Genomic DNA, 23,911 nt, shown 5'->3' on the forward strand with positions numbered 1-23,911 from the left:
CATTACTACTTAACTGAAATCGGGGCCCTGCTTAAGCTCGCGTTGGAGCGTTTCCTCGTCGAGGACCTTTTCCCATTTGGCAACCACGATGGTGGCGATGCCGTTTCCAATGACGTTTACGATGGCGCCGCCTTCCGAGATGAACCGGTACACGCCGAGAACGAGTACTAGACCTGCGACCGGGAAGCCGGGAATCGTCCCGAGGGTCGCGGCGAGGACGATGAAGGCGCCACCGCTCACGCTTGCCGCGCCCTTCGATGTCAGGAGCAGAATAGCCAGCAGCGTAATCTGTTGCCCCAGGGAGAGGTAGGTGTCGGTGGCCTGCGCAATGAAGATGGCGAGGACCGTCATGTTGATGCAGCTCCCGTCGAGGTTGAACGAGTATCTAGATGGGACAACCAGGCCGACAGCCGACTTGTCGCAACCAAGCCGCTCAAGCTTTGCCATCAGTCGAGGAAGCGCCGACTCGGACGATGACGTGCCGAGGACAATCAGGAGTTCTTCGCGGATGTATCTCAGGAAGCTAAAGAGACTGAACCCGGCTAAGCGACAAACCGCGCCAAGCACAATCACAACGAACAGCACCGCGGTGAGGTAATACGTCGCAAGCAATTGACCATACGATGCCAATGACCCGATGCCGTACTTCCCAATCGTGAATGCAATGGCGCCGAACGCGCCGAGAGGCGATACGTACATGACGATACGTACCATATTGAAGAAAGTGTTCGCTGCTGAATCGATAACGTCCAGCATCGGCTTCCCTTTTTCCCCCAGCATCTGCAGCGCGAACGCGAAGATGATGGAGATGAAGAGAACCTGAAGGAGGTCCCCTTCTGCAAACGCGCCAATCACCGTGTGGGGAATGATGTGGGATATGTAGCCGACAACTGTCTGCTCGTGTGCAGCCTTCGTGTAGGCAGCAATGGACGACGCATCGAGGCTGGTCGGGTCAACGTGCATGCCGACCCCTGGCTTCATTATGTTGACAACGAGTAGACCGATGGCAAGGGCCAACGTCGTCATTACCTCAAAGTAGATGAGTGCCTTACCACCAAGGCGACCGACCGCTTTGATGTCTCGCATACTGGCGATGCCATGCACGACGGTACAGAAGATTAGCGGGGCAACCATCAACTTCACCAACTTCAGGAAGTTGTCGCCCAGAGGCTTCATTGCTTGGGCAGCATTTGGGTAGAAGTGCCCTAAGAGGATGCCGATTACTACGGCGATGAATACCTGAACGTATAGATGGCGGTACCACTCCTTGTGGGAACGCGCGACTGGCGCGGCTGCAGGGATGGCCGAGTGCACTGTGGGCATGTGTGTCTCCTACTACTTTGCCCGGCGGGTAATTCCGCTCGTGAGTGCACTATTCTTTGACGTGCGCCCACATTGGAAAATCAGTCATCTCTCAAGGACCCTTTCCCAATTGGAAAGGCGACCATATGAGGAGTAACATACCATCCCCACTAGTACGGAGCCTGGCGCAGTGCTCAAGCCAACACATTTCGACCTTCAGTCGCTCCGAATCTTCCTGCTCGTCGCTGAGAACGGCAGCGTCACACGTGCGTCTGAAAAGGCGCATATGACGATGTCTGCGGTGAGCAAGCGGATTGCCGATTTGGAGCGCACGGTCGACTGCCCATTGTTTCTCCGCCTGCCTCGCGGCCTCATGCTGACCGCTGCGGGCCACGAATTGGTGAGGCACGCAAAGAGCGTGCTGGAGACCGTGAACCGCATGGCCAGTGCCATGGGCGATTTTTCGGTTGGAGTTCGTGGTCATGTGCGGGTATGGGCCAATACCTCAGCAGTCGTGCAGTTCCTGCCGAAGGACCTCGCCGCATTCCTGAGCAAAGAGCCACTCATCAGAATCAGCCTGGAGGAGCGTCTGAGTCACGAGGTTGTGGAAGCGGTGATGAATGGTGTGGCCGACGTAGGCGTGTTTGCTGACAATGTGCACGCTCCAGGGCTGCAAAAGTATCGCTATCGGGATGACGCTCTCGTGGTGCTGGTGCCGGCAGAGCACCCTCTCGCTCACCGTACGGAAGTGCAGTTTGCACACACCCTCGAATATGATTTCGTGGGCCTGAATCAGGGCAGCTCGTTGCTGGACCGCATGAGCGAGGCGGCGGCCGCGCTCGAGCGCGTGTTGAAGCTGCGGATTCAGGTGACGAGCTTCGATGGCATCTGCCGCATGATTGAAGCAGGACTTGGCATTGGCATTCTGCCGGAGGGAGCAGTACGGCAGGAAATCCTGGTCGCGGGGTTAAGAGCTGTCCGGCTATCGGACCCGTGGGCCGCCCGCTCGTTGTGGTTGGGGGTTAGGGACCCCAATGCATTGCAACCGGAGGCAACGAAGCTCGTCGAGCACTTATGCGGCCTGAAGCCACAGGGCTCCAACTGCGGCAACTGATTACGACCCTTTCTAGCTTGGAAAGGGTGCGTGACAATACCGCAAAGCTATGAGCGCCTGGATGTCACATCATTCTGTTCATCCAAGGACAAATGTAGTGAGGCAATGGAACAGGCTCTGAAAGGAATCCGCGTCGTCGAACTCGGACAACTAATCGCAGGTCCCTTCGCGGCGAAGATGCTCGGAGAATTCGGAGCAGAAGTTATCAAGATTGAATCCCCCCAGAACGGTGACCCACTCCGCAAGTGGCGCATGCTGCATGATGACACTTCCGTCTGGTGGGCAGCACAGTCGCGTAACAAGCAGTCTGTCACCCTAGACTTGCGTTCCCCGGAAGGCCAGGATGTTGTTCGACGACTCGTTGCATCCGCCGACGTTCTAATTGAAAATTTTCGGCCAGGAACGCTGGAGGGATGGGGCTTGGGATGGGACGAGTTGAAGTCCGTCAACCCGAAGCTAATTATGCTTCGGGTTTCCGGATACGGGCAGACCGGGCCGTATCGTGACCGGCCGGGCTTTGGCGTCATAGGCGAAGCGATGGGAGGGTTGCGTCATTTGAGTGGCGAACCAGGGCGCACTCCTGTAAGAGTTGGCGTATCCATTGGCGACTCCCTGTCCGCGCTACATGGGGTGATTGGAGTGCTTTTGGCACTTTCTCATCGTGAGCGCAACGGCGGTGAAGGCCAGGTCGTTGATGTTGCTTTGTACGAATCGGTGTTCAACGTTGATTGTCGTTGAGCCAGTGCAGGCCGATTGCCTGTACCAAAGTGCTCTGCAGGGACGGGGCGACCACTGCAACGGGGTCTGTCGATTCCGTCATGGCCGGGCTTGTCTGTGATGAGACGTCGCCGCTCGCATGGCGCTTCCTTGGGAACAGCGTCGACGCCTTCATTCTTCCAGACGCCGTTGCCCATCGCATGCGAGCCCGACAAGCACCCGTGAGGGTGGCTTGGCAGACTGGACCTCACGAGCGCCAGGTGTGCCTTCATTCAAGCTGGTGCGGATGGGGCGCCCGGTTTCGCGTCACCACTGGGCACCCATCGTGGGGCTACGCGACTACTGCGTCGTTCAGCCTCCGTGACCGTGCAAATCAAGCTTCTGTTGCCTGGGCGGCGCCATTCACTGTGGAAGTGGTCGTCCTGGATTTTGCGGCAATGATTAGGACTCCACCCAAAATCCCCGCACATCCCAAAATCACGAACGAAAGTGAAAAACCAGTGGAATGTGCTTTGGCGTAGCCCACAATGAGGGGGCCCAGAAACTGGCCCAGAAAGCTCCCGCCGCCGACGACCACGCCCACGGCAGGAATCGCCTTCTGGAGAGGGAGAATCTCTGTCAAGTAGGAAGAGACAAGTGGGGTAGGCATCTTGAGCATGAAGCCCACACACAAAATGAGGGCGATTTGGATGTACAGGGCATGAGTAGGCATCTCAGCGAGGACAACCAATGTCAGACCAGAGATGACCATCGGGATGGCCGCATGCCAGCGGCGTTCCTGGTTGTGCTTGTCGGAGCGGCTGGTAATGTAGTAGACCCCGACCATCGACATAATGAACGGCGCGCCGGAGAGGACGCCGACCATCATCTCGCTGACGCCACTGAACGACTTGAAGATGGTGGGTAGCCAGAGCGTCAGGCCATAGAGGATGATTTGGCTGCATGCGAAGCCAATCGTCAGCAGCCAGACGGACGGCTCCTTGAATACGACAATCCACGACGAAGTGTTATTGTCCTTGTGGGAAGCTTGCTCTGCCGCGAGCTCCCTCTCGATGCTCAGGCGGTCTCCCTCCGCGAGCCACTTCGCGGATTGCAGGCTCTTCGGAATCGAGTAGAACCATACAAGGCAGAAAATCCATGCCGGCAGGCCCTCGATGACCATCATCATGCGCCAGTCATGATGCGCTAGCACGGCCGCGGAGATAGGGCCGGCAAGGAAGCCGCCGGCTGCAACGCTTAGGTTCCAGATGCCGAAGGCGCGTCCGCGTTCCGACTTGACGAACCATTGTGTGAGCAGCATCGAGGATGCCGCATATATGGGCCCTTCCGCCAGTCCAAGCGCGAATCGGATTGCGAGTAGTTCTTCGAAGCTTCTGGCGAATCCCGTAAGTATCGAGATGCCCCCGAACAGCACAAGACAGACGCCGATGAGCTTGCGCGAGCCGAACTTGAGGGCCAGGTAGCCGGCGAGCAGCTGCGTAGCGAGATATCCCCATGCAAACGAGCCGCCAAGCCATCCGGCTTGGATTTCATTGAGCGCCAGCTCCTTCGTAATGTGGGGCAGCGCCATCCCGATGTTGACTCGGTCAAAGAACGAAATCATGTACATCAGGAACACCGCCGGCATGACGATGAGCCATCGTAGCCGTGCTGAGTTCTCGGACGTGGGGTTTAGCATGAAAGCCTCCGTGCCGTCTTCGGCGGACGCCGGCGGCGGTATTTCTGGTGCTGGCGCAGCCATGTGTGTTGCACGTTGGCCAGGAGATACGATGCACCTGAGCCTATTGCCCAGGTGCGTGATGCCCATGGTTCCTGCCAGTCAGGCGGCTTGTTTGGTCGGAGCCAGTGCCATGGACTGGTCTGCGCCGAGTGGATTGCACGGGCTTTGACTCAAACGCTCACCATCGAACTTCAGCGGGTTTGCCAGCAACTTCAGGTCGTCCTTCTGCGGATGCGGGACCTGGCTAACCATGCCAACTTCCTCGACGAACGGATTGTCCAGTGCCTGCTTCAAGTTCAAGACCGGGGCAATCGGCAGGACGCCGCGCAGGACATTGAGCCAATGCTCGACGGGTTGCTTCTTGAACTCGTTGTCGAGCGCCACGGTCAATGCGTCCCGGTTCGTAAGCCGGAGGGCCTGTGACTGGAAGCGCTCGTCTGCGCGCAGGGTGGGGCTGCCGAGCACTTCAAGCAGCGAGTCCCAGAACCGGTCGGTCATGCACATGACGTAAATCCAGCCATCTGCCGCCTGGAAGGTTTGAACCGGCGTGACCGAGAGGTGAGCCCCGCGGGGTACGCGGCCAGACACAAAGCCTTCGTTGAGGTACCACGTACCAGCGTAGCCCAACTGGTGCAAGGCGACATCAAACAGACTGACATCCACATCACCGCCGATTCCCGTCCTGTCAGCACTGCGCAGCTTGCCCAGCAGCCCCACCATGCCGGTGATGCCCGTCATGTAGTCGATGACCGATGCACCGAAGCGCGTCGGGGCGCCAGATGGGTCGCCGGTCAGGTCCATCAGGCCAGATTCGGCCTGCATCAGGAAGTCGTAGCCCGGCCAGGCTTCCCGCGAGTTGTTGCGACCATATGCCGAGATATGCAGGCAGACAAGCTTGGGATTCAGATGCTTGAGGCTCTTGTAGTAGATGGAGAGCTTTTCAGGCTGGTCGCCCCGCAGATTGTTGACCACCGCATCGGCACCCGCTACGAGCTTCTCGAAGACTTTGCGGTCATCTTCGGCCTTCATGTCGAGGACGACGCTGCGCTTGTTGGTGTTCCAGCCCTGGAAGAACAGGCTGTCCGCCTCGCCAAGATGGTATGGGCCAATGTGGCGCGAGGGGTCTCCGCCAATCGCCTTGTTCTCAATCTTGATGACCTCGGCACCCATATCGGCCAGGAACATCGAACCATAAGGGCCGGCAGCGAACTGCTCGAGCGAGAGAATGCGAAGACCTTCCAGCGGTTTCATTTGTACTTCCTCCAACTAATACGGGATGACACAGCAAGCGTTGATTCAAATGCCTTCGTAGTTTGGTGCTCCCTTCGCAAAGAAGGCACGCACACCCTCTGCACACTCGGGCGAACTGAACGCCTTATCGCTGGCGGCAAAGGAGACGTCCATGGCTTCGCGCATGGGGAGGTCGAAGGACAGATTGATGATGGATTTGCAGAGCGCCAGCGCCTGGCGTGGGCGACGGACCAGGGTGGCGCAAAGCTCCTGTGCCATTGTGTGAGCTTGGCCGGAAGGAGCAACACGGTTAATAAGACCCCAAGACAGTGCTGTTGTGGCATCCAGAGGCTCGCCCAGGAACATCATTTCCTTCGCGCGTGCCGAGCCGATGCGACGCGTCGCGCGAACGGTGCCACCGCTGCTCGGGAAGACGCCGAGCTTGATTTCCGGCAGTGCCACGCGGCTGGTCTTGGATGCCACAATCAGGTCGCAGCACAAGGCGAGTTCCAGACCGCCACCAAAGGCAAGTCCTTCGATTGCGGCCACGGTCGGCTTTGGAAAGTTCTCAAGCTGGAAGAAAATCTCGTTCTGGCGCTTAAGCTTCTTCGGTACCACTTGGCCGGGGGACATGAGCTCGAGTTCGACGAACTCTCCGATGTCCGAGCCGGCGCAGAAGGCTTTGGTACCTGCGCCTCGCAGAATGACAGCGCGGACATCGTCATTCGCAGCCAGTGCGTCCAGGGTCTCACCCAGTTGGCGGGAGAGGGTCAGCGTCACAACGTTGACCGGGGGATTGTCCAGAGTGATGGTGGCAACGCCGTTCTCGATGGCGCAAAAGACTTGCTGTGTTGTCATGCTGTTTTGGCTTACTGATACGAAGTGAAAGGGAGACCCTCAGCAGTACCGAAGGAGAGGCCGCTCAGTTGACGACCAACTTGGTCTGCGCGACCAGGTTCTTGAAGTCGGCAATTTCCTTGGTGATGAGCGCCTTGAACTCCGCCTGGCTGCTCGGGTGCGGTTCGATGCCTTGTGCAAGCAGTTGCTTGCTGATGGTCGGGTCGCTAACGGCCTTGACGATGGCGGCGTTCAGCTTGTTGATGATGGGCTGCGGTGTGCCCGCGGGCGCTAGGACGCCGAACCACGTGCCGACGTCGATGCCTTTCACGCCGGCCTCGGCCAGCGTGGGTACGTCGGGCAGGGCGCTGGAGCGAGTGGCGGTGGTCACGGCGAGGGCGCGGGTCTTGCCGGACTTGATATGGGGCAGCGCCGAGGTCACCGTATCGAACATGATGAGCACCTGGCCGCCTAGCAGGTCGGACACAGCCGGCGCACTGCCGCGATACGGAATGTGCGTGATGGGAGCACCGGTGCGCAGCTTGAACATTTCGCCAATCAGGTGGTGCGCGCTGCCGGGGCCGGCCGAGCCATAGTTGTACTTGTCCGGATTTGACTTCGCGTCCGCAACGAGTTCTTGGATGGTCTTCGCCTTGACGTTGCTGTTGACGACCACGACGTTCGGCACGATGGCAGTCATGGCAATGGGCACCAGGTCGGTATCGAATTTGTAGGAAAGTTTCAGCACCGACTGAGCAATGGTGTGGTGAGCGCTGCCGGCCAGCAACGTGTAACCGTCAGGCGGTGACTTCGCCGCGGCATCGGCACCAAGCGTCGCGGAGGCACCGGACTTGTTCTCGATGACGACGGGTTGCCCCAGCTCCTTGATGAGCGTGGGCGAAATCAGACGCATCAGCGTGTCGGTCGTGCCGCCCGCAGGGAACGGCACAATCATCTTGATGGGGCGGGTGGGGTAGTTTGCTGCCGGGTCTGCTGCGAATGCAGGCGTAGTCGCGGTAACCGTACAGGCGAGCGCTCCCAGCGCCAGGCGGAACATGGCGTTCATGCTTTGTCTCCTTGATTTTTCGAGTGGTAGTTGGGTGCCGTCAGGCCGGCCCTAATTCAAAGAAGCCTGACGGGAAACGCGAAGCGCTATGAAGGACTCGACTGAAGCGATGTGCGGTACAGGTTCTCGCGAGTCATCTCTTCGCCGAGCTGTCCATGCGCGCAGGCTGTCCGGGCAACTAGGCATGAGGCATTCAGGCCGGGCGGCGACAGCCGTAGTGAGAGAAGATGGGTTGTGCGGCGCATGGTCGAGGGCGGATGCAGTCAGATTTCGGTTGGCGTGGCCCGATAACGAACGGTCTGTGTGTACCGGTCGTGCGGGTAGTAGCTAATCGATGCCTGAATCATTCCCTGGTTGGCATCGTAGAAGAAACGCACCATCTGCAGCGCAGCGCTTCCAGGTTGGGCTTGCAGGATGTCGGCGAGTTCTGCGTCGAGCAGCGTCGCAGTGGTGTGCTGCTGAATTTCGGCCACACGCACGCCAAACATCTTTTCGATGCTCTTGTAAATCGGCGCGTTCGAGACGGCGTGCCGCTTCTGTGCTTCGGCATACCGCGGCGATACGTAGATACGGACATAGCTCATCGGCAAGTCCGCGCCGGGGCGCTTGCGAACGAAAGAGACTTCCGAGAGGAGGAGTCCTTTTGCGGCATTGAGCGTATTTGCCAACGCGTCGTCGACCACCACCTCGCGATGGCTTACCAGGTGCATCTCGGTGTTCTCAACGAACTGGAGCAAGTCGCTGACCGAGTTCACGGCGCTGAACACGTCGTCTCGATGCACCGGCTCGCGCACGATGGTGCCTATGCCGGGATGCGAAGAGATGAGTCCCTGTTCGCGCACGGCCCGCAGTGCTTGGCGCACCGTCTGGCGGCTGACGCCATACCGCTGCGCCAGCTCGTTCTCAGACGGCAGGATGGAGGCTGGTTGGTATTTGCCTTCCTGGATATCCGTGGTGAGGAGATTGGCCAGGGTCGAGTACAGCGGCTGCCTCCCGCCGGTACTTAAAAGAAGATTCTTGCCGTGTTCCGAGGCCATTGCGTTGTTCCCCATGCCCGCTACGGGCGGATGCGACCCCGTACCGGAGTCATTGAGTTCACTAACGCGAATTATCTCCGAAGCCTGTACGGTTGTCCGGCCAATACGGCCCGCTCCGCCCCGGGAACTGGGAGAACCGACATGCGGATGTGGCGAGCGGGCTGTTTTCATTTGGCTGTTCGAATGTACGTACTGTACGGCTGTACGTACATTATGCTTCCGTGACCGGGTTTGGTATGAGGGTTTCTACTAGGTCAAGCGCGGTGCCTGTCTCGGGGCCCAGAATGTACAGAGAGAGGCAATGCGGCGCGAAGGCCCGAAGGCCGCCTAATAGGGACGCAGGCAAACAAACTGTCGGCCGCCGGCACGCATGCCGAAATATGCGAGGGGCAGCAAGCCTTGCTCGGGAAAGCGCCCTGGCGCGTAACCGGTTGTCGAATCCACACCGACACAGTGAGTCCCTAAGGGGCTGAGCGCGGGTCGGCGGGCAAGTCTCTTCGCGCGCCGAGCGCGTTGTACCGCTCGCGCGTCGTCTCCGCGCGGCATTCAGGCCCAAGCTGAACTGTGGGACGGCATCGGTGCCGCATCTAGTAGGTGAATTTTGGTCAAGTAGCCCCTGGCCGGCGTTCGCCCGAGCCGTATGGCCCATTCAGAAAATCCGGATTCTCCCCGTGCCTGTTCTCCGGCAACCTTGCGCCACTACCGAGGAAATAGGCAGGCCTGCAGCCTGCCAAGACGGTATTGGAGACAGACATGATTTGCAGAACCGGAGTAATGAGCCTTTGCCTTGGCGCCAAGTGGCTGGTCATGGGGGCAGTGGGGCTCGGGATTTCCTCGGGAGTGATGGCCGAGAATGCGTTTCCGTCGAAACCTATCACCCTCGTCGTGCCGTTCTCGGCCGGCGGTCCGACGGATGTGGTTTCCAGGGCACTTGGTCAGGCCATGTCCAAGGACCTAGGGCAAAGCGTCATCGTGGAGAACCGCCTGGGCGCAGGAGGAACGGTGGCGGCTGCATATGTCGCTCGAGCACAGCCGGATGGCTACACCATCCTCATTCACCACAATGGGATGGCGACCGCGCCGGCGTTGTATAAGAAACTCTCGTACGACCCGCTAAAGGACTTTGCGTACATTGGGCAAGTTGCCGATGTGCCAATGACGCTTCTCGGGCGTAAGGACCTTCCGCCCACAACGGCTGCTGACTTAGTCAAGTACGTGGCCCAGAACAAGGACAAAGTTTCTCTAGCCAACGCCGGTCTGGGCGCAGTGTCGCAACTGTGTGGGCTCCTGTTTGAGGAAGCCGTGCATACGAAGATGAACTCGATTCCTTATCAGGGTACAGGGCCAGCACTTACTGCATTGCTGGGCGGTCAGGTTGACCTGCTGTGTGACCAGACGACCTCGACGCTGTCGCACATCAACGCGAACCGACTCAAAGTTTATGGGGTCACCACGCCGAAGCGAATCAAGGCGCTTCCCAATACGCCGACTCTGCAAGAGGGTGGTCTCAAGGGTTTCGAGATGAAGGTGTGGCATGGGCTATACGCTCCCAAGGGTACCCCGCCGGCGGTGACAGCACGTCTCACCAAAGCTCTGCAGAAGGCGCTGCAGGACCCGATGGTATCCAAACGACTCGATGAGCTTGGTGCCGAGATTGTTCCGGTAGACAAGCAAACTCCGGAGGGGCTGAAGACTTGGCTTAAGGCGGAAAGCGACAAATGGCAACCGTTGTTGAAGACGATGAAGGTAGAGGCGGACTAGGACGCTCGCCTGCGTGGATGGCCGAGTACCACGGCCATGCGCGTCGGAGATAGTGAAACCCGTGACGACAGAAACGCCGGCATTGCGAATGCAAGCCGGCGTTTTCGCATTTTTGCCACGCGCTAAGCGCTCATTCAGAACATCCTGGGACGACCAGGCTTGTGTCGGCCCAGCGTGTCGCCGCCTGCGCCAAAAGATGCGCGGGTTGTTCCAGTTGCTTATCTCCGAGCGCTTTCGACGTGGTGCGTTGCTACATCCATGGGGGCGGCTGCGGCATGGCCACTTGCGGACCCGATTCTAGTCTCGCCTGTCCTGTGGGTAGCGCTGGGGACTCTCGGGACGTTCACGCAGACGGCAGATTGATTTCCGGGCGCAGTCAAAACATCCGTTGATGGCAGCAGCATTATTTTCTATTTCACCATGCGCCTCCGTACTAGATACCATCGATGCAACGGGTATCGATGCACACACCACCCGGCTAAATAATTACCTGGAAGAGACATGAAACGCTTGTTGGTTCAAGTGGGGATTGGTGCGCTCGTAACCTTTGGCGCTCAAGCCCAGCCGGCATACCCGGACCATCCGATTCGCATGGTTGTAGGTTTTGCCGCCGGTGGAAGCACGGACCTAGTGGCCCGTATTGTGGGTAACAAGCTAGGTGCCATACTGGGCCAATCTGTCGTCGTGGAGAACAAGGCGGGGGCAGGAGGCACTATCGCCACTGACGCCGTGGCCAAAAGCAAGGCCGACGGTTACACGCTACTTTTTGGCACCAGTTCCCATGCCATCAACGCTTCCTTGTACAAGACTCTGCCGTATGAGCCCAACGCGGTAGTGCCAGTTGCGGTGGTGGCAGCCGTGCCAATGGTTCTCGCCGTGAATCCGTCCGTCAAGGCAAACACGGCCAGGGAACTGGTCGACGACATCAAAAAGAATCCTGGGAAGTACAGCTACGGTTCTGCAGGAAAGGGTAGTGCGTTGCACATGGCAGTGGAGCTGCTCAAGTACCAGGAGCATCTAGACATTGTCCACGCGCCATTTCGAGGCGCAAGCCAGGCCGTTCAGTCTGTGATTTCCGGCGACCTCCAGTTCATCACTGATGCGGTTACTACCGCAGGACCGATGATTAAGGCCGGCCGTCTGAAGCCTCTTGCTGTGACGACGGGCACACGCTCCAGTGTGCTGCCGAATGTGCCGACAATGAAGGAGGCTGGTTTTCCTAACTACGAGACATCCATCTGGAACATGGTGATGGTGCCTCGAGGCACGCCGGCCCCTGTCGTCCAGAAGTTGAGCGCTGCCTTGTTACAGACAGTCAAAGACCCGGAAGTCCGCGAACGGCTAGCCAAGATTGGAGTTGAGCCCATCTTGGATTCCACACCCGACAAAGCCGCCAAGTTCGTTCAAGCCGAGACGCAACGATGGGCAGACGTTATCAAGGCAGGAAACATCCAGCCGGACTAACCGTCGTCAATGCATGCCGCTACGGGCCTACCCACTCGGCGCCTGGCCAAGCTCCATCGAGCACTAGCCGTTTGGCCAGAGTCACCAGTTCCGCCGAAACAAAGCTCGCGGCTGGGGACATTCGACGCGTAGCCGCATGTGCCAGCACGATTCGCCGGGAGAGGTTGGGGGAGGTAATTGGTGCAGCCGCCAATATGCCTTTTTCCAGTTCTTCGGATACCGCCGAGCTGGGTAGAACTGTGTACCCAAAGCCCTTTGCAACCAGAGATTTTTGGACAGCCAGGGAATTGGTCTCGACCGCGATAGTGGGTTTGATTCCTGCGACAGCGCACGCATGCTCGACCACTGTGCGAAGACCGTGCGGCGCGTTTGGTAGCACAAGCGGAAGGTCTCGAAGGCTCTCGATGGTGTGCGCATCGCCTTGCGGCACGGTGCCAGGAAGGCCGACTAGATAGAGCTGTTCGTCGAGCAGCGCCTCTACTTGCAGGCCAGGGGAAGCTTTGATGTCGTACAAGAGCGCTATCTCAACGTCGCCTGCCTCAAGCCACTGAAGGAGGTTGCCTGCGTAGCCCACATTGAGCCGAACAACGAGTTGCGGATGCTTGCCTTTCACAGTTGCGACAAGTTCTGCTGCCAGTAACTCGCACGTACTCGGCAGCAAACCGATGACGGCTGTGCCTGAAATCGCCCCTTTCACCGGCTGAATCTCAGCCTTGGCTCGGTCCAGTTCGCGCAACGCGCGTCGGCCGTACTCAACCAATGTTCTACCAGCCTCCGTGAGGACCATTCCATGCCGCTCGCGCTCAAAAAGCTCTACACCGAATTCCTCCTCAAGCAGCCTTACATGCCGGGAAACAGCCGGTTGAACAATGCTAAGGAGTTCGGCGGCCTTGGTGGCGCTCCCGGTTTCCGCGATGGCCAGCAGCGCACGCAGTTGCTTGATATCCATATGTCCCCTAGTGCACTTTGCTGTCATCCAAATTACTGATTGGAGGAATCACTTTATTGTATTTCATAAAGCCTATCAGTCAATTCTATGATAGCAGATGTCATTCCCCACCGAGACAATCTCCCATGACCAATCCAAATTCTGAGCCCCTTGCCTGGCAAGAAGATATCTTTCAAGTCCTCAAGCAAAACGGGGTTCGCCAAGTTGCTTACGTGCCGGACGCCGGCCATTCCCATGTCATCAAACGGGCCAAAGAGGACCCCGAAATCCGCGACGTTGTTCTCACCACCGAAGAAGAAGGTGTCGGTGTTGTCAGCGGCGCGTGGCTGGGTGGCGAGCGTGCGGTCCTGCTAATGCAGAGCAGTGGTGTTGGCAACTGCGTGAATATGTTCTCGCTGCTGGATAGCTGCCGCTTCCCGTTCTTCACCATCGTCACCATGCGCGGCGAGTACGCCGAGTTCAATCCGTGGCAGGCGCCAATGGGCTTGGCCACCGCCAAGGCGCTTGAGCTGATGGGCATTACGGTGTATCGCGTGGACTCGCCGGAAGATGCCGCAGAACTCATCGACGCGGGACTGGTCTCCGCATTCGACGCAGGACAACGCGTCGCCATTCTTCTCTCTCAAAGCCTCATCGGCCGCAAAAAGTGGGTGCGCTGAACATGACTACCTCGACCTCCAAGTCGGCGATTAACCGCCGCGAATTCGTTGCCGCCCTGCTGAAGCAGTTTCCTGATGCGCTCGTCGTGACGGGTCTTGGCTCCCCTTCGTACGACGTTTTTGCGGCCGGGGACCGTCCTTCCAATTTTTATCTTTGGGGCGCTATGGGCGGGTCTACCTCGGTTGCGCTCGGGCTGGCCCTGGCACAACCCGAAAAGCAGGTCATTGCCATTACAGGCGATGGCGAGCAGTTGATGGGTATCGGCAGTCTTGCCACTGCCGCAGCTCAAAACCCAAGGAACCTGGCAGTTGTGATTCTTGACAACGGTCACTTCGGTGAGACCGGCATGCAGCAAAGCCATACTAGCCTGGGCACCAACCTCGCAAAGGTGGCAGCCGGATGCGGTGTTCGCTCGACGCTCGAAGTCTCCGAGATTGCGGAACTGGATAAGCTGACGCAGGCAATCAAGAATGCGGATGGCATGACCGTGGCTCAGGTGTACATTGCCGCGGAAGAGCATCAGCGCGCTCTGCCCCCGCGCGACGGCGTATTCGTCAAGAACCGCTTCCGTCAGCACCTGGGATTTGCGCCGCTCTAGTCTTCTAACCCATCCGGACAGCATTGCGCCATGAAGCAGTATCAAATGTTCATCGACGGGACCTTCGTGAATGCGAGCGATGGTCGTTGGTTCGAAACCCAGAATCCCTTCACCGGGAAAGCCTGGGCCCAAGTCGCTCGCGGCACGGAGGCGGACGTCGACCGCGCGGTCAACGCAGCCGATAATGCGTTCCGCGCTGGCCCGTGGGCAGAAATGACAGCCACCCAGCGTGGCGCTTTGCTGCGGAAGCTAGGAGACCTTATCGCCAGGGATGCCGAACAGCTGGCTGAGTTTGAAGTGCGGGACAACGGCAAGTTGCTCGCTGAGATGAGCGCGCAGGTGAAGTATCTGCCGCAGTGGTTCTACTATTTCGGCGGCCTTGCCGACAAAATCGAGGGAACGGTAGTTCCGCTAGACAAGAAGGGATACTTCAACTACACGCGGAATGAACCCGTGGGTGTCGTAGCCGCCATTACACCGTGGAACTCCCCGCTAATGCTGTTGGCGTGGAAAATCGCGCCGGCGCTGGCTTCGGGGTGCACGGTAGTCGTAAAGCCGTCCGAATTCACTTCGGTCTCCGCTTTGGAACTGGCTCTGCTCTTCCAGGAAGCGGGCTTCCCAGCGGGCGTGTTTAATGTGGTGACGGGTTTCGGAGCCGAGGTTGGGTCACCGCTCGTCATGCATCCACTTGTTAAGAAGGTAACGTTCACGGGCTCCGATGCAACCGGGCGCGCCATCAACCAGCAATGTGCAGCACAGTTCAAGCACGTGAGCCTGGAACTGGGCGGGAAATCGCCCAACATCGTGTTCAATGATGCAAACATGGACGATGCAGTCAACGGCGCTGTCTCGGGCATCTTCGCGGCCAGCGGGCAAACCTGCATTGCTGGCTCTCGTCTGCTGTTGCAGGAGGATATCCATGATGCGTTCATCGACAAGCTACTAACGTTGGCGAAGACAGCGAAGCTTGGCAATCCAATGAACGCGTCGACGCAGGTGGGCCCCATCACAACGCCGGCACAGTATGAAAAGGTCCTCTCCTACATCAAGATTGCGAAGGAAGAGGGGGCAAACCTTTTGCTGGGTGGCCAGCCGGCATCATGCGGAGATGGGTGGTTCGTCGAGCCCACTATCTTTTCCAATGTGACGCCACAGATGCGCATTGCCCGAGAGGAAGTGTTTGGTCCGGTACTTTCGGTTCTGAAATTCAAGGACGAAAAAGATGCTATCGAGATTGCCAACGATAGCTGCTATGGGCTTGGGGCAGGGGTTTGGACATCTGATATCGGTCGCGCGTTTCGGATGTCGGAAAGGATTCAGGCCGGCACCGTGTGGGTGAATACCTATCGAGCCGTCAGCTTCATGTCGCCCTTTGGCGGCTATAAGGATTCGGGTCTGGGTCGGGAAAACGGGATTGATGCCATCCGCGCGTACCTCCAGACAAAGAGCGTGTGGATTAACACAGGCGCCGGTTCAGGGAATCCGTTCACTATTCGGTGAGTCGTGGCCTGCGCGGATGCTTGCGCCGCGCAGCGCCCCCATTTCCGGCGGTTGACAATCTGCCATCGGCTGCACCAGGGCGACTAGGTGCGGCGCTTACCAAAAAACATGATGACAAAGAGCAGAATTTCACTGGATTTCGATTTGGCTAAGCCGGGCAAGCACGCCGGCTATGCAAGACTTCCATACTCAGTGAATCGCTCGGCGTACGGATGGCTTCCCATCCCGGTAGTGAGCATCAAGAACGGCGTAGGTAAGACCGTGTTGCTGTTGTCCGGAACCCATGGCGACGAATACGAAGGGCAGGTGGCACTGACGCGCTTGGCGCGACAATTGCAGGCCAACGATATTCAAGGGCATCTCATCATCTTGCCGATGGCGAATTACCCGGCAGCCAAAGACGGTAATCGTGTGTCTCCGATAGATGAGGGAAACCTGAACCGCCTCTATCCCGGAAATCCGAGCGGCGCACCCTCCGAGATGATTGCCCATTTCATCGAGACCGAACTGATGAGCCGCGCGGACTTCGTATTCGACCTCCATAGCGGCGGGACATCGCTCAACTATTTGCCTGCGACGACATCCGTCGCTTCAACGGGCTCTTCGTCTGAAGCGGAGCGTCGAGCTCTGATGTCGACGTTCGGAGCGCCCTACGGACTATTGTTCTCGAGTGCACCAGGGAGCGGCAGTTCTTCCGAAGCCGCGGCGCGCACCGGCATACCGCGTCTGGGCACTGAACTAGGCGGCCGCGGATGGGTTCATCCTGGCTACCGTGAGATGTGCGAGTCGGGCGTACTGCGTGTATTGGCTTGGCTTGGCGTGACTAAATCAGAGGGGCTTCCTCCGCCGCCCGAGGTTAGGTTTCTTTCTGTTGACAAGGATTGCTTCGTCTACGCGCCAGAAAATGGCCTGTTTGAAGCTCGTGTCATGCTTGGCGATGAGGTGAGGGTGGGTGACCTCGCCGGCTACGTCTATTTCCCTGAAAGCCCGCTCCGCGTTCCTGAAGCGGTGCATTTCTTGGCAAGCGGTGTCGTGGTTTGCGAACGAGCCGTGGCAATGTGCGAGCGCGGAGACTGTCTCCTCCACTTGGGGAAGGCAATCTAGTCCGGTAAAGAGCGTAAGCCGGCAACGCGGGATTCGGCTTCTAGACAGGGTCTGAGCAGAAATGGACGTAAAGAAAGTGGTACGATGACTTCTTCAGCAATCGAGAGGTTTGTGATACGCGGAATCGTCGGTGACATTGAGCTGTTGGTTAATGTGCCGGAGGGACCCATTCGCGGCATCGCGGTCATCGCCCACCCTCATCCGCTGCAGGGCGGAACCGCAGAACATAAGGTTCCAAATTTGTTTGCGAAGATACTAGCGTCCCGTCAATACGTCGCCGTTCGCCCCAATTTCCGGGGCGTAGGGGGCTCGGAAGGCACGCATGACTTCGGAAACGGAGAGACTCTCGATGTGCTATTGGTCATCGAGCACTTGCGACGAATCTATCCGGCCTTGCCCCTTGTTTTGGCGGGATTCTCCTTCGGCGCATACGTGATTGCACGGACCACGGGGGTGCTACACGAACAGGGGGTCAATTGCACTCACATCGTGCTCGCCGGCACACCATGGGGAACTATCGAAGGGCAGCGCACCTACGAGACGCCTCCCGTACCATCCACGACCATGGCAATTCACGGTGAGAGGGACCAGCGCGTAGAGCTCAAAGCTGTGTTCGACTGGGCGCGTCCGCAAGGCTTGCCTATCGTCGTTGTTCCTAACGCCAGCCACTTTTTTACCGGAAAATTGGCCGTCCTGGAGCGCTTGGTGGGCGCATATCTGGACCGCTCGCCATAACCGGTTGACAGTCGCGCGAGCTAAGGTGATGGCTGGCCGGCATTCATCACGCCGTCTGGAAAATTGTAGAAAAATCGCAGCACTCCTGAGCGAGCATGACGATGGCTGCAATCAGCGTGCTTCGTTGGTCCGACTTGTACATCGCCACGTAGGTGGCATCCGGTAGCGGCGGATTAACTTCAAGGACATCGAGAAGTCCAGCGCTTTGCATCTGACGAAGGCAGTCTTTCGGGAAGTAGCTCACTCCGAACCCGGATATGGTAAGGGCTATCAATGCCACGATGCTATTGCTGACGATAACGTTGACGGGGCGAAATCCTATCGACTTGAACCAGCTGTCGTAAATAATCCCCGTGCCAGACTTGTCCACGAGTACGCGCCTCGCCGCGAGTTCGTGTATCTGGATTGGCCGCTGAGCGTCAAGCAATCCGGGCTTGCACATCCACGCGTTCTCAACTTTGCCTACTACCTTTGATGCAAAGCGCGCATCTGTATAAGCATCGGGCACTACCATCAAATCAAGCTCGTCCGCCAGGAGCTTGTCCCGTAGCTTAGTGCTCATATCCACTTCGGGCTCGATGACGACTCGTGGATAGTGTTCGTGAATCTGATTGACCAGTCGGGGTAGCCAGGTCATGGCCGATAGCTCGGTAACGCCAATGCGAACCCGACGCTGCATCGCGTCCGGTTGGGTGAATTGCTCCATCGCTGCATCCCGTTCCGCCAGAAGCTTCTTTGCCAACAAGAACATCTCTTCCCCTTTTTCCGTCAGCCGGGCGGTTCTTGTTCCGCGGTCGAACAATTGTGTGTTGAAGAGTTGTTCGAGCTCCTGCACCCTTTTGGAGACTGCGGACTGGGTTGTGTGCAACCTCAGGGCGGCTTGCGCGAATCCGCCCGCTTGCACGACCCAGAATATTGCCTCAAGTTGTTTAAACGTAACCACAGTGCACCTTGCTAGGGATAACCACTAAAACACATTGCTTCTATTCATCGAATCGCATCGATAAAACTCGTTTGTTGTAATTGTATTCTGGTATCAAAATGCATCCAACAATTTCTCCTCCCGAGAGGCAAAAAGAGAGAATCTCGCCCCCTCTAGCTGAGGAGGGGTAGGGAGGCCGGAGACCTTCGAAAATGCAACGGTCCGTCATACACGGGCCGGATGCCCGTGGAAAGCAGGTAACAAGACGGGCGACTCTTGCTCCATCTATTTCGAGCCAGGGACGTTCGCGTGCCCCACGCGTGCGTCGCAGTTCCGAGCCTCAGCCCTTGCTGAGGCTTCCAATCCCCAAGACCTGAAAGGATGAATTCCATGCGTAAGTTGTCGGCAATCGCTATTGCAGCCGTGAGCCTCTCGCTGACTACAGTCAGTGCCTTCGCGGACCAGCTGGCGGACATCAAGCAGCGAGGTGCACTGGTTTGCGGCGTGTTGGGCACTATCGAGCCATTTAGCTTCACCAATGCCCAGACCAGGGAAGTACAAGGGTACGACGTGGATTTCTGCAGCGCGATTGCCAAGAGCCTGGGTGTGAAGCTCGAACTCAAGCTGATTGCGACCGCGGCGCGGATTCCCGAGCTACAGCAGGGGCGAGTGGACATCCTTGCAGCCGCACTTGGCTGGACGCCGGAACGGGCCGAACAAATTGGTTACAGCGACCAGTACTTTGTCAGTCTGACCAAAGTGGCGGTGAAACGCTCGGAAGGACTGAAAACTACGGCTGACCTCGCGGGAAAGCGCGTGAGCGCGAATAAGGGGTCGACGTCGGAGATGGCCGTCAAGAAGACAGTCCCGACGGCAACAACCGTAACCTATCAGGACGCGCCCGCTGCCTTCTTGGCACTGCAGCAGGGCCGAGTGGACGGTTTGGCACTTGGCGAGATGATGTTGGTCAAATTGAAGATGCAGGCAGAGGCGACGACGCCCATCGAAATCCTCGAACCGCCGGTCATGCACGAATACTGGGGGCTTGGGATGCGCAAAGGGGAAGCCGGCTTCGCGAGTCACGTGAACGGAGTGCTGCAGTCGATGGAAAAATCGGGAGAGGCGACACGCATCTTCGACAAGTGGCTGGGCAGTGGCACGCAGTACAAGATGCGCCGCGACTTCAAAGTTGAGCCAATCAAAGGCTAACGACTTGTGGGCCGGCGTACGCCGGCCCTTCCCGAACACCCACTTGGCGCATTACCTATGAAGTTGGATTTCTCAATACTTTTGCAGGCCGAGTATCCACGCCTGATAGCAAGCGGAGTCGTGACGTGGCTAGAGCTAGCCACGCTATCCTGGTTGCTTGCGATTGTGCTCGGAACCGTCCTAGCGGTTGTCCGGTTGAGCAACAATCGCTGGGGGCAAGCGGCGGTGGCTGCCTATGTTGAGTATCACCAAAGCGTGCCCATCCTGGTGCAGGTGTTCCTCTGGTACTTTGGGCTTCCGACATTGCTTCCGGAGTCGGTCCAGATGTGGTTCAACACGAACAACAGTGAATTCGTCTTCGCCTTCATAGCCATCGGTCTCTGCATGGCAGCATATATGTCGGAGGACCTTCGGGGTGGAATTCGCTCGATATCCAAGGCACAGCTAGAGGCATCCCGCGCCCTGGGTATGACCTATCTCCAGGCTTGCCGGAAGGTCATACTGCCGCAGGCGGCACGAATCGCTTTGCCCCCGATGATTAGCCACACCGTCCTGCTCGTCAAGAACACCAGCCTTGCCATGACGATTGGGGTGGTAGAACTGACTTATGTGACGAGAGAGATTGAGAGCGCAACTTTTCGCACGGTCGAGGTCTATCTGTTCACGACCATCGCATACCTCGGTGTCTCTCTGCTAATCATGGCTGGCGGCTCTGCCCTTGAGCGCCACTATCGACTGAAGACGAGGTAAGCCGTGGACTCCATTATTTCAATTCTTTGCGAGAACGGCGAGATTCTGCTAATGGGGCAGTATTCTAACGGCCCCCTTGGGGGACTGGCTATTACGCTGCTACTTTCCCTGCTCGGTCTTCTGCTGGCGTTTCCGCTCGGGATTCTCGTTGCGCTCGCCCGTGTGTCACCCATAAGTTGGTTGAACAAACCTGCCGTCTGTCTTGTGTATCTCGTCCGTGGCGTTCCACTGCTCATGTTCATCTTCTGGGTGTATTTCTTTGTACCCATCTTGATTGGGCGGACAGTGAGCGGATTCACGACGATGCTGGTGACACTCGTCATCTATGAGGGCGCCTATATCTCAGAAATCATTCGCGCGGGCATAGAGGGTTTGCCGAAGGGACAGACGGAAGCAGCTCGTGCAGTCGGCCTCTCCTATATGCAGACAATGAGAAAGGTGGTCCTTCCCCAGGCACTGTACAACATGATTCCTTCGATGATTAGCCAGTTTGTCTCCATCATCAAGGACACGTCACTTGCTTATGTCATTAGCGTCAATGAACTGACTTTTGCTGCAAACCAGGTGAACAGCATACTTCTCACCAAGCCGTTTGAGGTGTTCCTCATCCTTGCTGCGGTCTATTTCTTGCTCGGCTTCGCTCTGACATCTTTGGCGCGCTATGTAGAGCGCCGCATCACCAACAAGCGTACGGGCGTCCGTCGTGACGCTGCCTCCGTATCAGTGGTGTCGCCGGCAGTCGTCGTTGACTAATTTAACGGTCATTGGAGGTATTTTCAATGCAAAACAGTGCAGCATCTCAGATTCCAATGATTAATTTCAAACGCGTTAACAAATGGTACGGAAGCTATCACGCCCTCAACGACATAACTGCCGAGGTTGCACGGGGGGAGGTGATTGTTGTATGTGGCCCGTCCGGTTCGGGGAAGTCGACGCTGATTCGAACAGTAAACCGCCTGGAGGACATTCAGAAGGGGACGATTGAGTTTGGTGGACAGGACGTAAATTCGCCGGCACTCGACATCAACAAGTTACGCAGTCACGTTGGTTTTGTCTTTCAAAGCTTCAATCTGTTTCCCCACTTGTCCGTGGCGGAAAATATTATGCTTGCCCCGATGTCTGTTCAAAAGAAGAAGAAATCGGATGCTCGGCAACGAGCCGCGCAATTGCTGGAACGCGTCGGCTTGGCGAGTAAGGCGGACTCTTATCCCGGGCAGCTTTCTGGGGGGCAGCAACAGCGTGTTGCCATTGCGCGCGCACTTGCTATGGACCCGCCAGCCATGCTGTTTGACGAGCCAACAAGCGCACTGGACCCGGAAATGGTGGGCGAGGTACTGCAGGTGATGAAGAGCCTTGCACGGGACGGGATGACAATGATGTGCGTCACGCACGAAATGAACTTCGCACGCGAGGTCGCTGACCGTGTTTGGTTCATGGACAACGGTTGCCTAGTCGAGAGCGGTAACCCAGACACCTTCTTTTCCAACCCGCAGAGTGACCGTGCCAAGAAGTTTTTGAGCGACCTGCGGACCCATTGATTTACCTTATCGGCTTGGCGCTTTAAGCGCATCTCGCTGAACAATCTGAGCGCATGTAGGATGAAACAATTCGATATCGCGGCCATACGGGCTGCCGCAGAACGTTTGTCTGGGTACATTATTCGGACCCCCATCATCGAATCGCCCATGCTGGATGAAGCGTGCGGCTGCAACGTATACGTGAAGGCCGAGCCGCTGCAGCGTACAGGTTCCTTCAAGATAAGGGGAGCGTTGAACAAGATGCTCTCTCTGAATGCGGAGGAACTTAGCAGAGGCGTAATTACATTTTCTGCTGGCAACCACGGTCAGGGAGTTGCCGCGGGTGCCAAGTTTATAGGATGCCCCGCCGTCATTGTTTTGCCGAAGACCGCGGCTGAAATCAAGATTGAGAGCTGCCGCTGGTGGGGAGCGGAGATTGTTTTGTATGACCCGCAGACGGAGGACCGCGAAATCGTAACACGTCACATCATGAAGGAGCGAGGACTGACCTTTATTTCGCCGTTCGATGACTATGACGTCATGGCAGGGCAAGGTACCGCCGGATTAGAGATTTGCGAGCAGTTGGAGGCGCGCGGGGTAGTGCCGGATGCCATCCTGGTCAACTGCAGTGGCGGCGGCCTTTCGTCGGGGGTAATCACGGCGGTGAAGGCAGTGTGGCCGAATGTTCGGGCGTACATTGTGGAGCCGGCCGGATATGAGAAGATGGCGCTGTCATTGGTGAGTGGTGTTCCCGAGAAGAACAGCTCAGTTCCAAAAACTGTGATGGATGCCATAGCCGGTCCCGTTGCGGGCACCAAGCCTCTCAGCGTACTCTTGCGTCACGATGTGAAGGCGCTGAGCGTGAACGACGATGAGGCGTTGTGCGCAGTAGCGACAGCATTCCGCCTGCTGAAGCTCGTCGTCGAGCCTGGTGGCGCAGCTTCGCTGGGGGCGCTGTTGGCGAGGAAGGCCGACCTGGTTGGGAAGAACGTTGTGGTTATCTGCTCTGGCGGAAATGTGGATGCTGGCGTGTACACGCGGGCAATAGTTGGGAGTACAGGGGGAAACAACTCATGAGTCCTGAAGAAAGACTCTTGGAACTTGGACTGGAACTCCCGGCGGCCTTACCCCCCAATGGCACATACGTGCCCTATCGGGTGGTCGGGAGCATGCTTTACCTGTCGGGCCATGGGCCTCGTCTACCCAACAATACCTATCGACTAGGCCGGCTGGATTCGCTGGAACAAGCGTCGGCGGCGTATGAGGATGCACGGCTTACGGCGTTGAACATGCTTGCGAGCATCAAGCTAGCTCTCGGGGACCTGAGTCGTGTGGAGGCAATAGTCAAGCTGTTGGGTATGGTGCATGCTACTCCGAGTTTCAAGAATCATTCCCGGGTCATCGATGGCTGCTCAGACCTTCTGGTGAGTATCTTTGGGGAGAAGGGGTTGCACGCCCGCTCGGCGGTTGGTATGAGCTCCCTTCCCCATGGAATGACGGTTGAAATCGAGGCAATCATCCAGATTCGTGAGTGAGCATGTTCCGTTCGTCTTGCGTCCCACGGAGTGGGGCAGGACTCCGGCAATGAGGTGCCGTCAGTCCTGCCCGATAAAAGCTTCTAAACCCTGAATGCTTCAAGGGCCATCAAAACACCATCCATGAACGCGGTGTTGTCGCGATGGATGTTTGCTGGTTGGGCGTGAGCGGAAGAGGGTGTAT

General features: G+C 57.6%; 22 protein-coding genes and 2 pseudogenes. 16 read left to right on the forward strand and 8 right to left on the reverse strand.

The window, feature by feature from the left end:
• Positions 1–9: 9 nt before the first annotated feature.
• The gene (locus AC1DS6_RS18655) at positions 10–1,323 is read right to left on the reverse strand and encodes a dicarboxylate/amino acid:cation symporter (protein WP_477102901.1); all 1,314 of its coding nucleotides are present in this window, start codon (positions 1,321–1,323) and stop codon (positions 10–12) included.
• Between the two features lie 169 nt (positions 1,324–1,492).
• Between AC1DS6_RS18655 and AC1DS6_RS18660 the strand changes: the two genes are divergently transcribed.
• From AC1DS6_RS18660 to AC1DS6_RS18670, 3 genes and pseudogenes are all read left to right on the forward strand, one after another.
• Complete coding sequence (locus tag AC1DS6_RS18660; protein WP_441635737.1) at positions 1,493–2,416, forward strand: LysR family transcriptional regulator; 924 nt, start codon at positions 1,493–1,495, stop codon at positions 2,414–2,416.
• Between the two features lie 105 nt (positions 2,417–2,521).
• A pseudogene (locus AC1DS6_RS18665) lies at positions 2,522–3,142 on the forward strand (CaiB/BaiF CoA transferase family protein); the annotation flags it as partial.
• A 1-nt stretch (position 3,143) separates the two neighbouring features.
• Positions 3,144–3,309 (forward strand): annotated as a pseudogene (locus tag AC1DS6_RS18670) (diaminopropionate ammonia-lyase); the annotation flags it as partial.
• A 197-nt stretch (positions 3,310–3,506) separates the two neighbouring features.
• Here AC1DS6_RS18670 and AC1DS6_RS18675 read toward each other — a convergent pair.
• The 5 genes from AC1DS6_RS18675 to AC1DS6_RS18695 form a co-directional block, all read right to left on the reverse strand.
• Positions 3,507–4,811 carry an MFS transporter gene (locus AC1DS6_RS18675; protein WP_441635739.1) on the reverse strand — a complete coding sequence of 435 codons (1,305 nt, stop codon included), beginning with the start codon at positions 4,809–4,811 and terminating at the stop codon, positions 3,507–3,509.
• Between the two features lie 141 nt (positions 4,812–4,952).
• Positions 4,953–6,104, reverse strand: a complete 1,152-nt coding sequence (locus AC1DS6_RS18680; RefSeq protein WP_477102902.1) for a CaiB/BaiF CoA transferase family protein — start codon at positions 6,102–6,104, stop codon at positions 4,953–4,955.
• Between the two features lie 45 nt (positions 6,105–6,149).
• Positions 6,150–6,941, reverse strand: a complete 792-nt coding sequence (locus AC1DS6_RS18685; RefSeq protein WP_477102903.1) for an enoyl-CoA hydratase/isomerase family protein — start codon at positions 6,939–6,941, stop codon at positions 6,150–6,152.
• A gap of 64 nt (positions 6,942–7,005) precedes the next feature.
• Positions 7,006–7,986, reverse strand: a complete 981-nt coding sequence (locus AC1DS6_RS18690; protein WP_441635745.1) for a Bug family tripartite tricarboxylate transporter substrate binding protein — start codon at positions 7,984–7,986, stop codon at positions 7,006–7,008.
• Positions 7,987–8,249: 263 nt separating this feature from the next.
• Complete coding sequence (locus AC1DS6_RS18695; protein WP_441635747.1) at positions 8,250–9,023, reverse strand: GntR family transcriptional regulator; 774 nt, start codon at positions 9,021–9,023, stop codon at positions 8,250–8,252.
• A gap of 807 nt (positions 9,024–9,830) precedes the next feature.
• Here AC1DS6_RS18695 and AC1DS6_RS18700 point away from each other — a divergent pair.
• Together AC1DS6_RS18700 and AC1DS6_RS18705 are read left to right on the forward strand one after the other, a co-directional pair.
• On the forward strand, positions 9,831–10,784 hold the full coding sequence (locus AC1DS6_RS18700; RefSeq protein WP_441635756.1) for a tripartite tricarboxylate transporter substrate-binding protein: 954 nt from the start codon (positions 9,831–9,833) through the stop codon (positions 10,782–10,784).
• A 501-nt stretch (positions 10,785–11,285) separates the two neighbouring features.
• The gene (locus tag AC1DS6_RS18705) at positions 11,286–12,248 is read left to right on the forward strand and encodes a Bug family tripartite tricarboxylate transporter substrate binding protein (RefSeq protein WP_045235684.1); all 963 of its coding nucleotides are present in this window, start codon (positions 11,286–11,288) and stop codon (positions 12,246–12,248) included.
• Positions 12,249–12,267: 19 nt separating this feature from the next.
• Here the strand turns inward: AC1DS6_RS18705 and AC1DS6_RS18710 are convergent, their stop codons facing one another.
• Positions 12,268–13,197, reverse strand: coding sequence for a LysR family transcriptional regulator (locus AC1DS6_RS18710; RefSeq protein ID WP_045235683.1), 930 nt, complete (start codon positions 13,195–13,197; stop codon positions 12,268–12,270).
• Positions 13,198–13,322: 125 nt separating this feature from the next.
• On the opposite strand from AC1DS6_RS18710, the gene AC1DS6_RS18715 reads away from it, so the two are divergent.
• The 5 genes from AC1DS6_RS18715 (at position 13,323) to AC1DS6_RS18735 (ending at position 17,794) form a co-directional block, all read left to right on the forward strand.
• The gene (locus AC1DS6_RS18715) at positions 13,323–13,856 is read left to right on the forward strand and encodes a phosphonopyruvate decarboxylase (RefSeq protein WP_441635751.1); all 534 of its coding nucleotides are present in this window, start codon (positions 13,323–13,325) and stop codon (positions 13,854–13,856) included.
• Between the two features lie 2 nt (positions 13,857–13,858).
• On the forward strand, positions 13,859–14,455 hold the full coding sequence (locus AC1DS6_RS18720) for a thiamine pyrophosphate-dependent enzyme (protein ID WP_045235681.1): 597 nt from the start codon (positions 13,859–13,861) through the stop codon (positions 14,453–14,455).
• A gap of 30 nt (positions 14,456–14,485) precedes the next feature.
• Positions 14,486–15,955, forward strand: coding sequence for an aldehyde dehydrogenase (locus tag AC1DS6_RS18725; protein ID WP_441635753.1), 1,470 nt, complete (start codon positions 14,486–14,488; stop codon positions 15,953–15,955).
• A 108-nt stretch (positions 15,956–16,063) separates the two neighbouring features.
• The gene (locus AC1DS6_RS18730) at positions 16,064–17,059 is read left to right on the forward strand and encodes a succinylglutamate desuccinylase/aspartoacylase family protein (protein WP_441635755.1); all 996 of its coding nucleotides are present in this window, start codon (positions 16,064–16,066) and stop codon (positions 17,057–17,059) included.
• 84 nt (positions 17,060–17,143) lie between these two features.
• Entirely contained in the window at positions 17,144–17,794 is a 651-nt protein-coding gene (locus tag AC1DS6_RS18735) for an alpha/beta hydrolase (protein WP_477102904.1), read from the forward strand.
• A 46-nt stretch (positions 17,795–17,840) separates the two neighbouring features.
• Here AC1DS6_RS18735 and AC1DS6_RS18740 read toward each other — a convergent pair whose 3' ends face one another.
• Positions 17,841–18,737: a LysR family transcriptional regulator gene (locus tag AC1DS6_RS18740; RefSeq protein ID WP_441634782.1), complete on the reverse strand. Its 897-nt coding sequence runs from the start codon at positions 18,735–18,737 to the stop codon at positions 17,841–17,843.
• Positions 18,738–19,106: 369 nt separating this feature from the next.
• On the opposite strand from AC1DS6_RS18740, the gene AC1DS6_RS18745 reads away from it, so the two are divergent.
• From AC1DS6_RS18745 to AC1DS6_RS18770, 6 genes are read left to right on the forward strand one after another with little or no spacing between them, the layout of a single operon-like run.
• Positions 19,107–19,925 (forward strand): ABC transporter substrate-binding protein, encoded by an 819-nt coding sequence (locus tag AC1DS6_RS18745; RefSeq protein WP_441634784.1) that lies wholly within the window; start codon positions 19,107–19,109, stop codon positions 19,923–19,925.
• 57 nt (positions 19,926–19,982) lie between these two features.
• Positions 19,983–20,675 (forward strand): amino acid ABC transporter permease, encoded by a 693-nt coding sequence (locus tag AC1DS6_RS18750; RefSeq protein ID WP_441634786.1) that lies wholly within the window; start codon positions 19,983–19,985, stop codon positions 20,673–20,675.
• A gap of 12 nt (positions 20,676–20,687) precedes the next feature.
• A complete protein-coding gene (locus AC1DS6_RS18755) occupies positions 20,688–21,428 on the forward strand; it encodes an amino acid ABC transporter permease (protein WP_441634823.1) in 741 nt (246 codons plus the stop codon).
• Positions 21,429–21,484: 56 nt separating this feature from the next.
• Positions 21,485–22,213 (forward strand): amino acid ABC transporter ATP-binding protein, encoded by a 729-nt coding sequence (locus tag AC1DS6_RS18760; RefSeq protein WP_477102908.1) that lies wholly within the window; start codon positions 21,485–21,487, stop codon positions 22,211–22,213.
• Between the two features lie 60 nt (positions 22,214–22,273).
• Positions 22,274–23,269 (forward strand): threonine ammonia-lyase, encoded by a 996-nt coding sequence (locus AC1DS6_RS18765; protein WP_477102905.1) that lies wholly within the window; start codon positions 22,274–22,276, stop codon positions 23,267–23,269.
• Entirely contained in the window at positions 23,266–23,727 is a 462-nt protein-coding gene (locus tag AC1DS6_RS18770) for a RidA family protein (protein WP_441634790.1), read from the forward strand. The genes AC1DS6_RS18765 and AC1DS6_RS18770 overlap by 4 nt, the downstream gene beginning before the upstream one ends.
• The last annotated feature ends 184 nt before the right edge of the window (positions 23,728–23,911 follow it).

The organism is Cupriavidus sp. 05L310 (genome assembly GCF_056398185.1).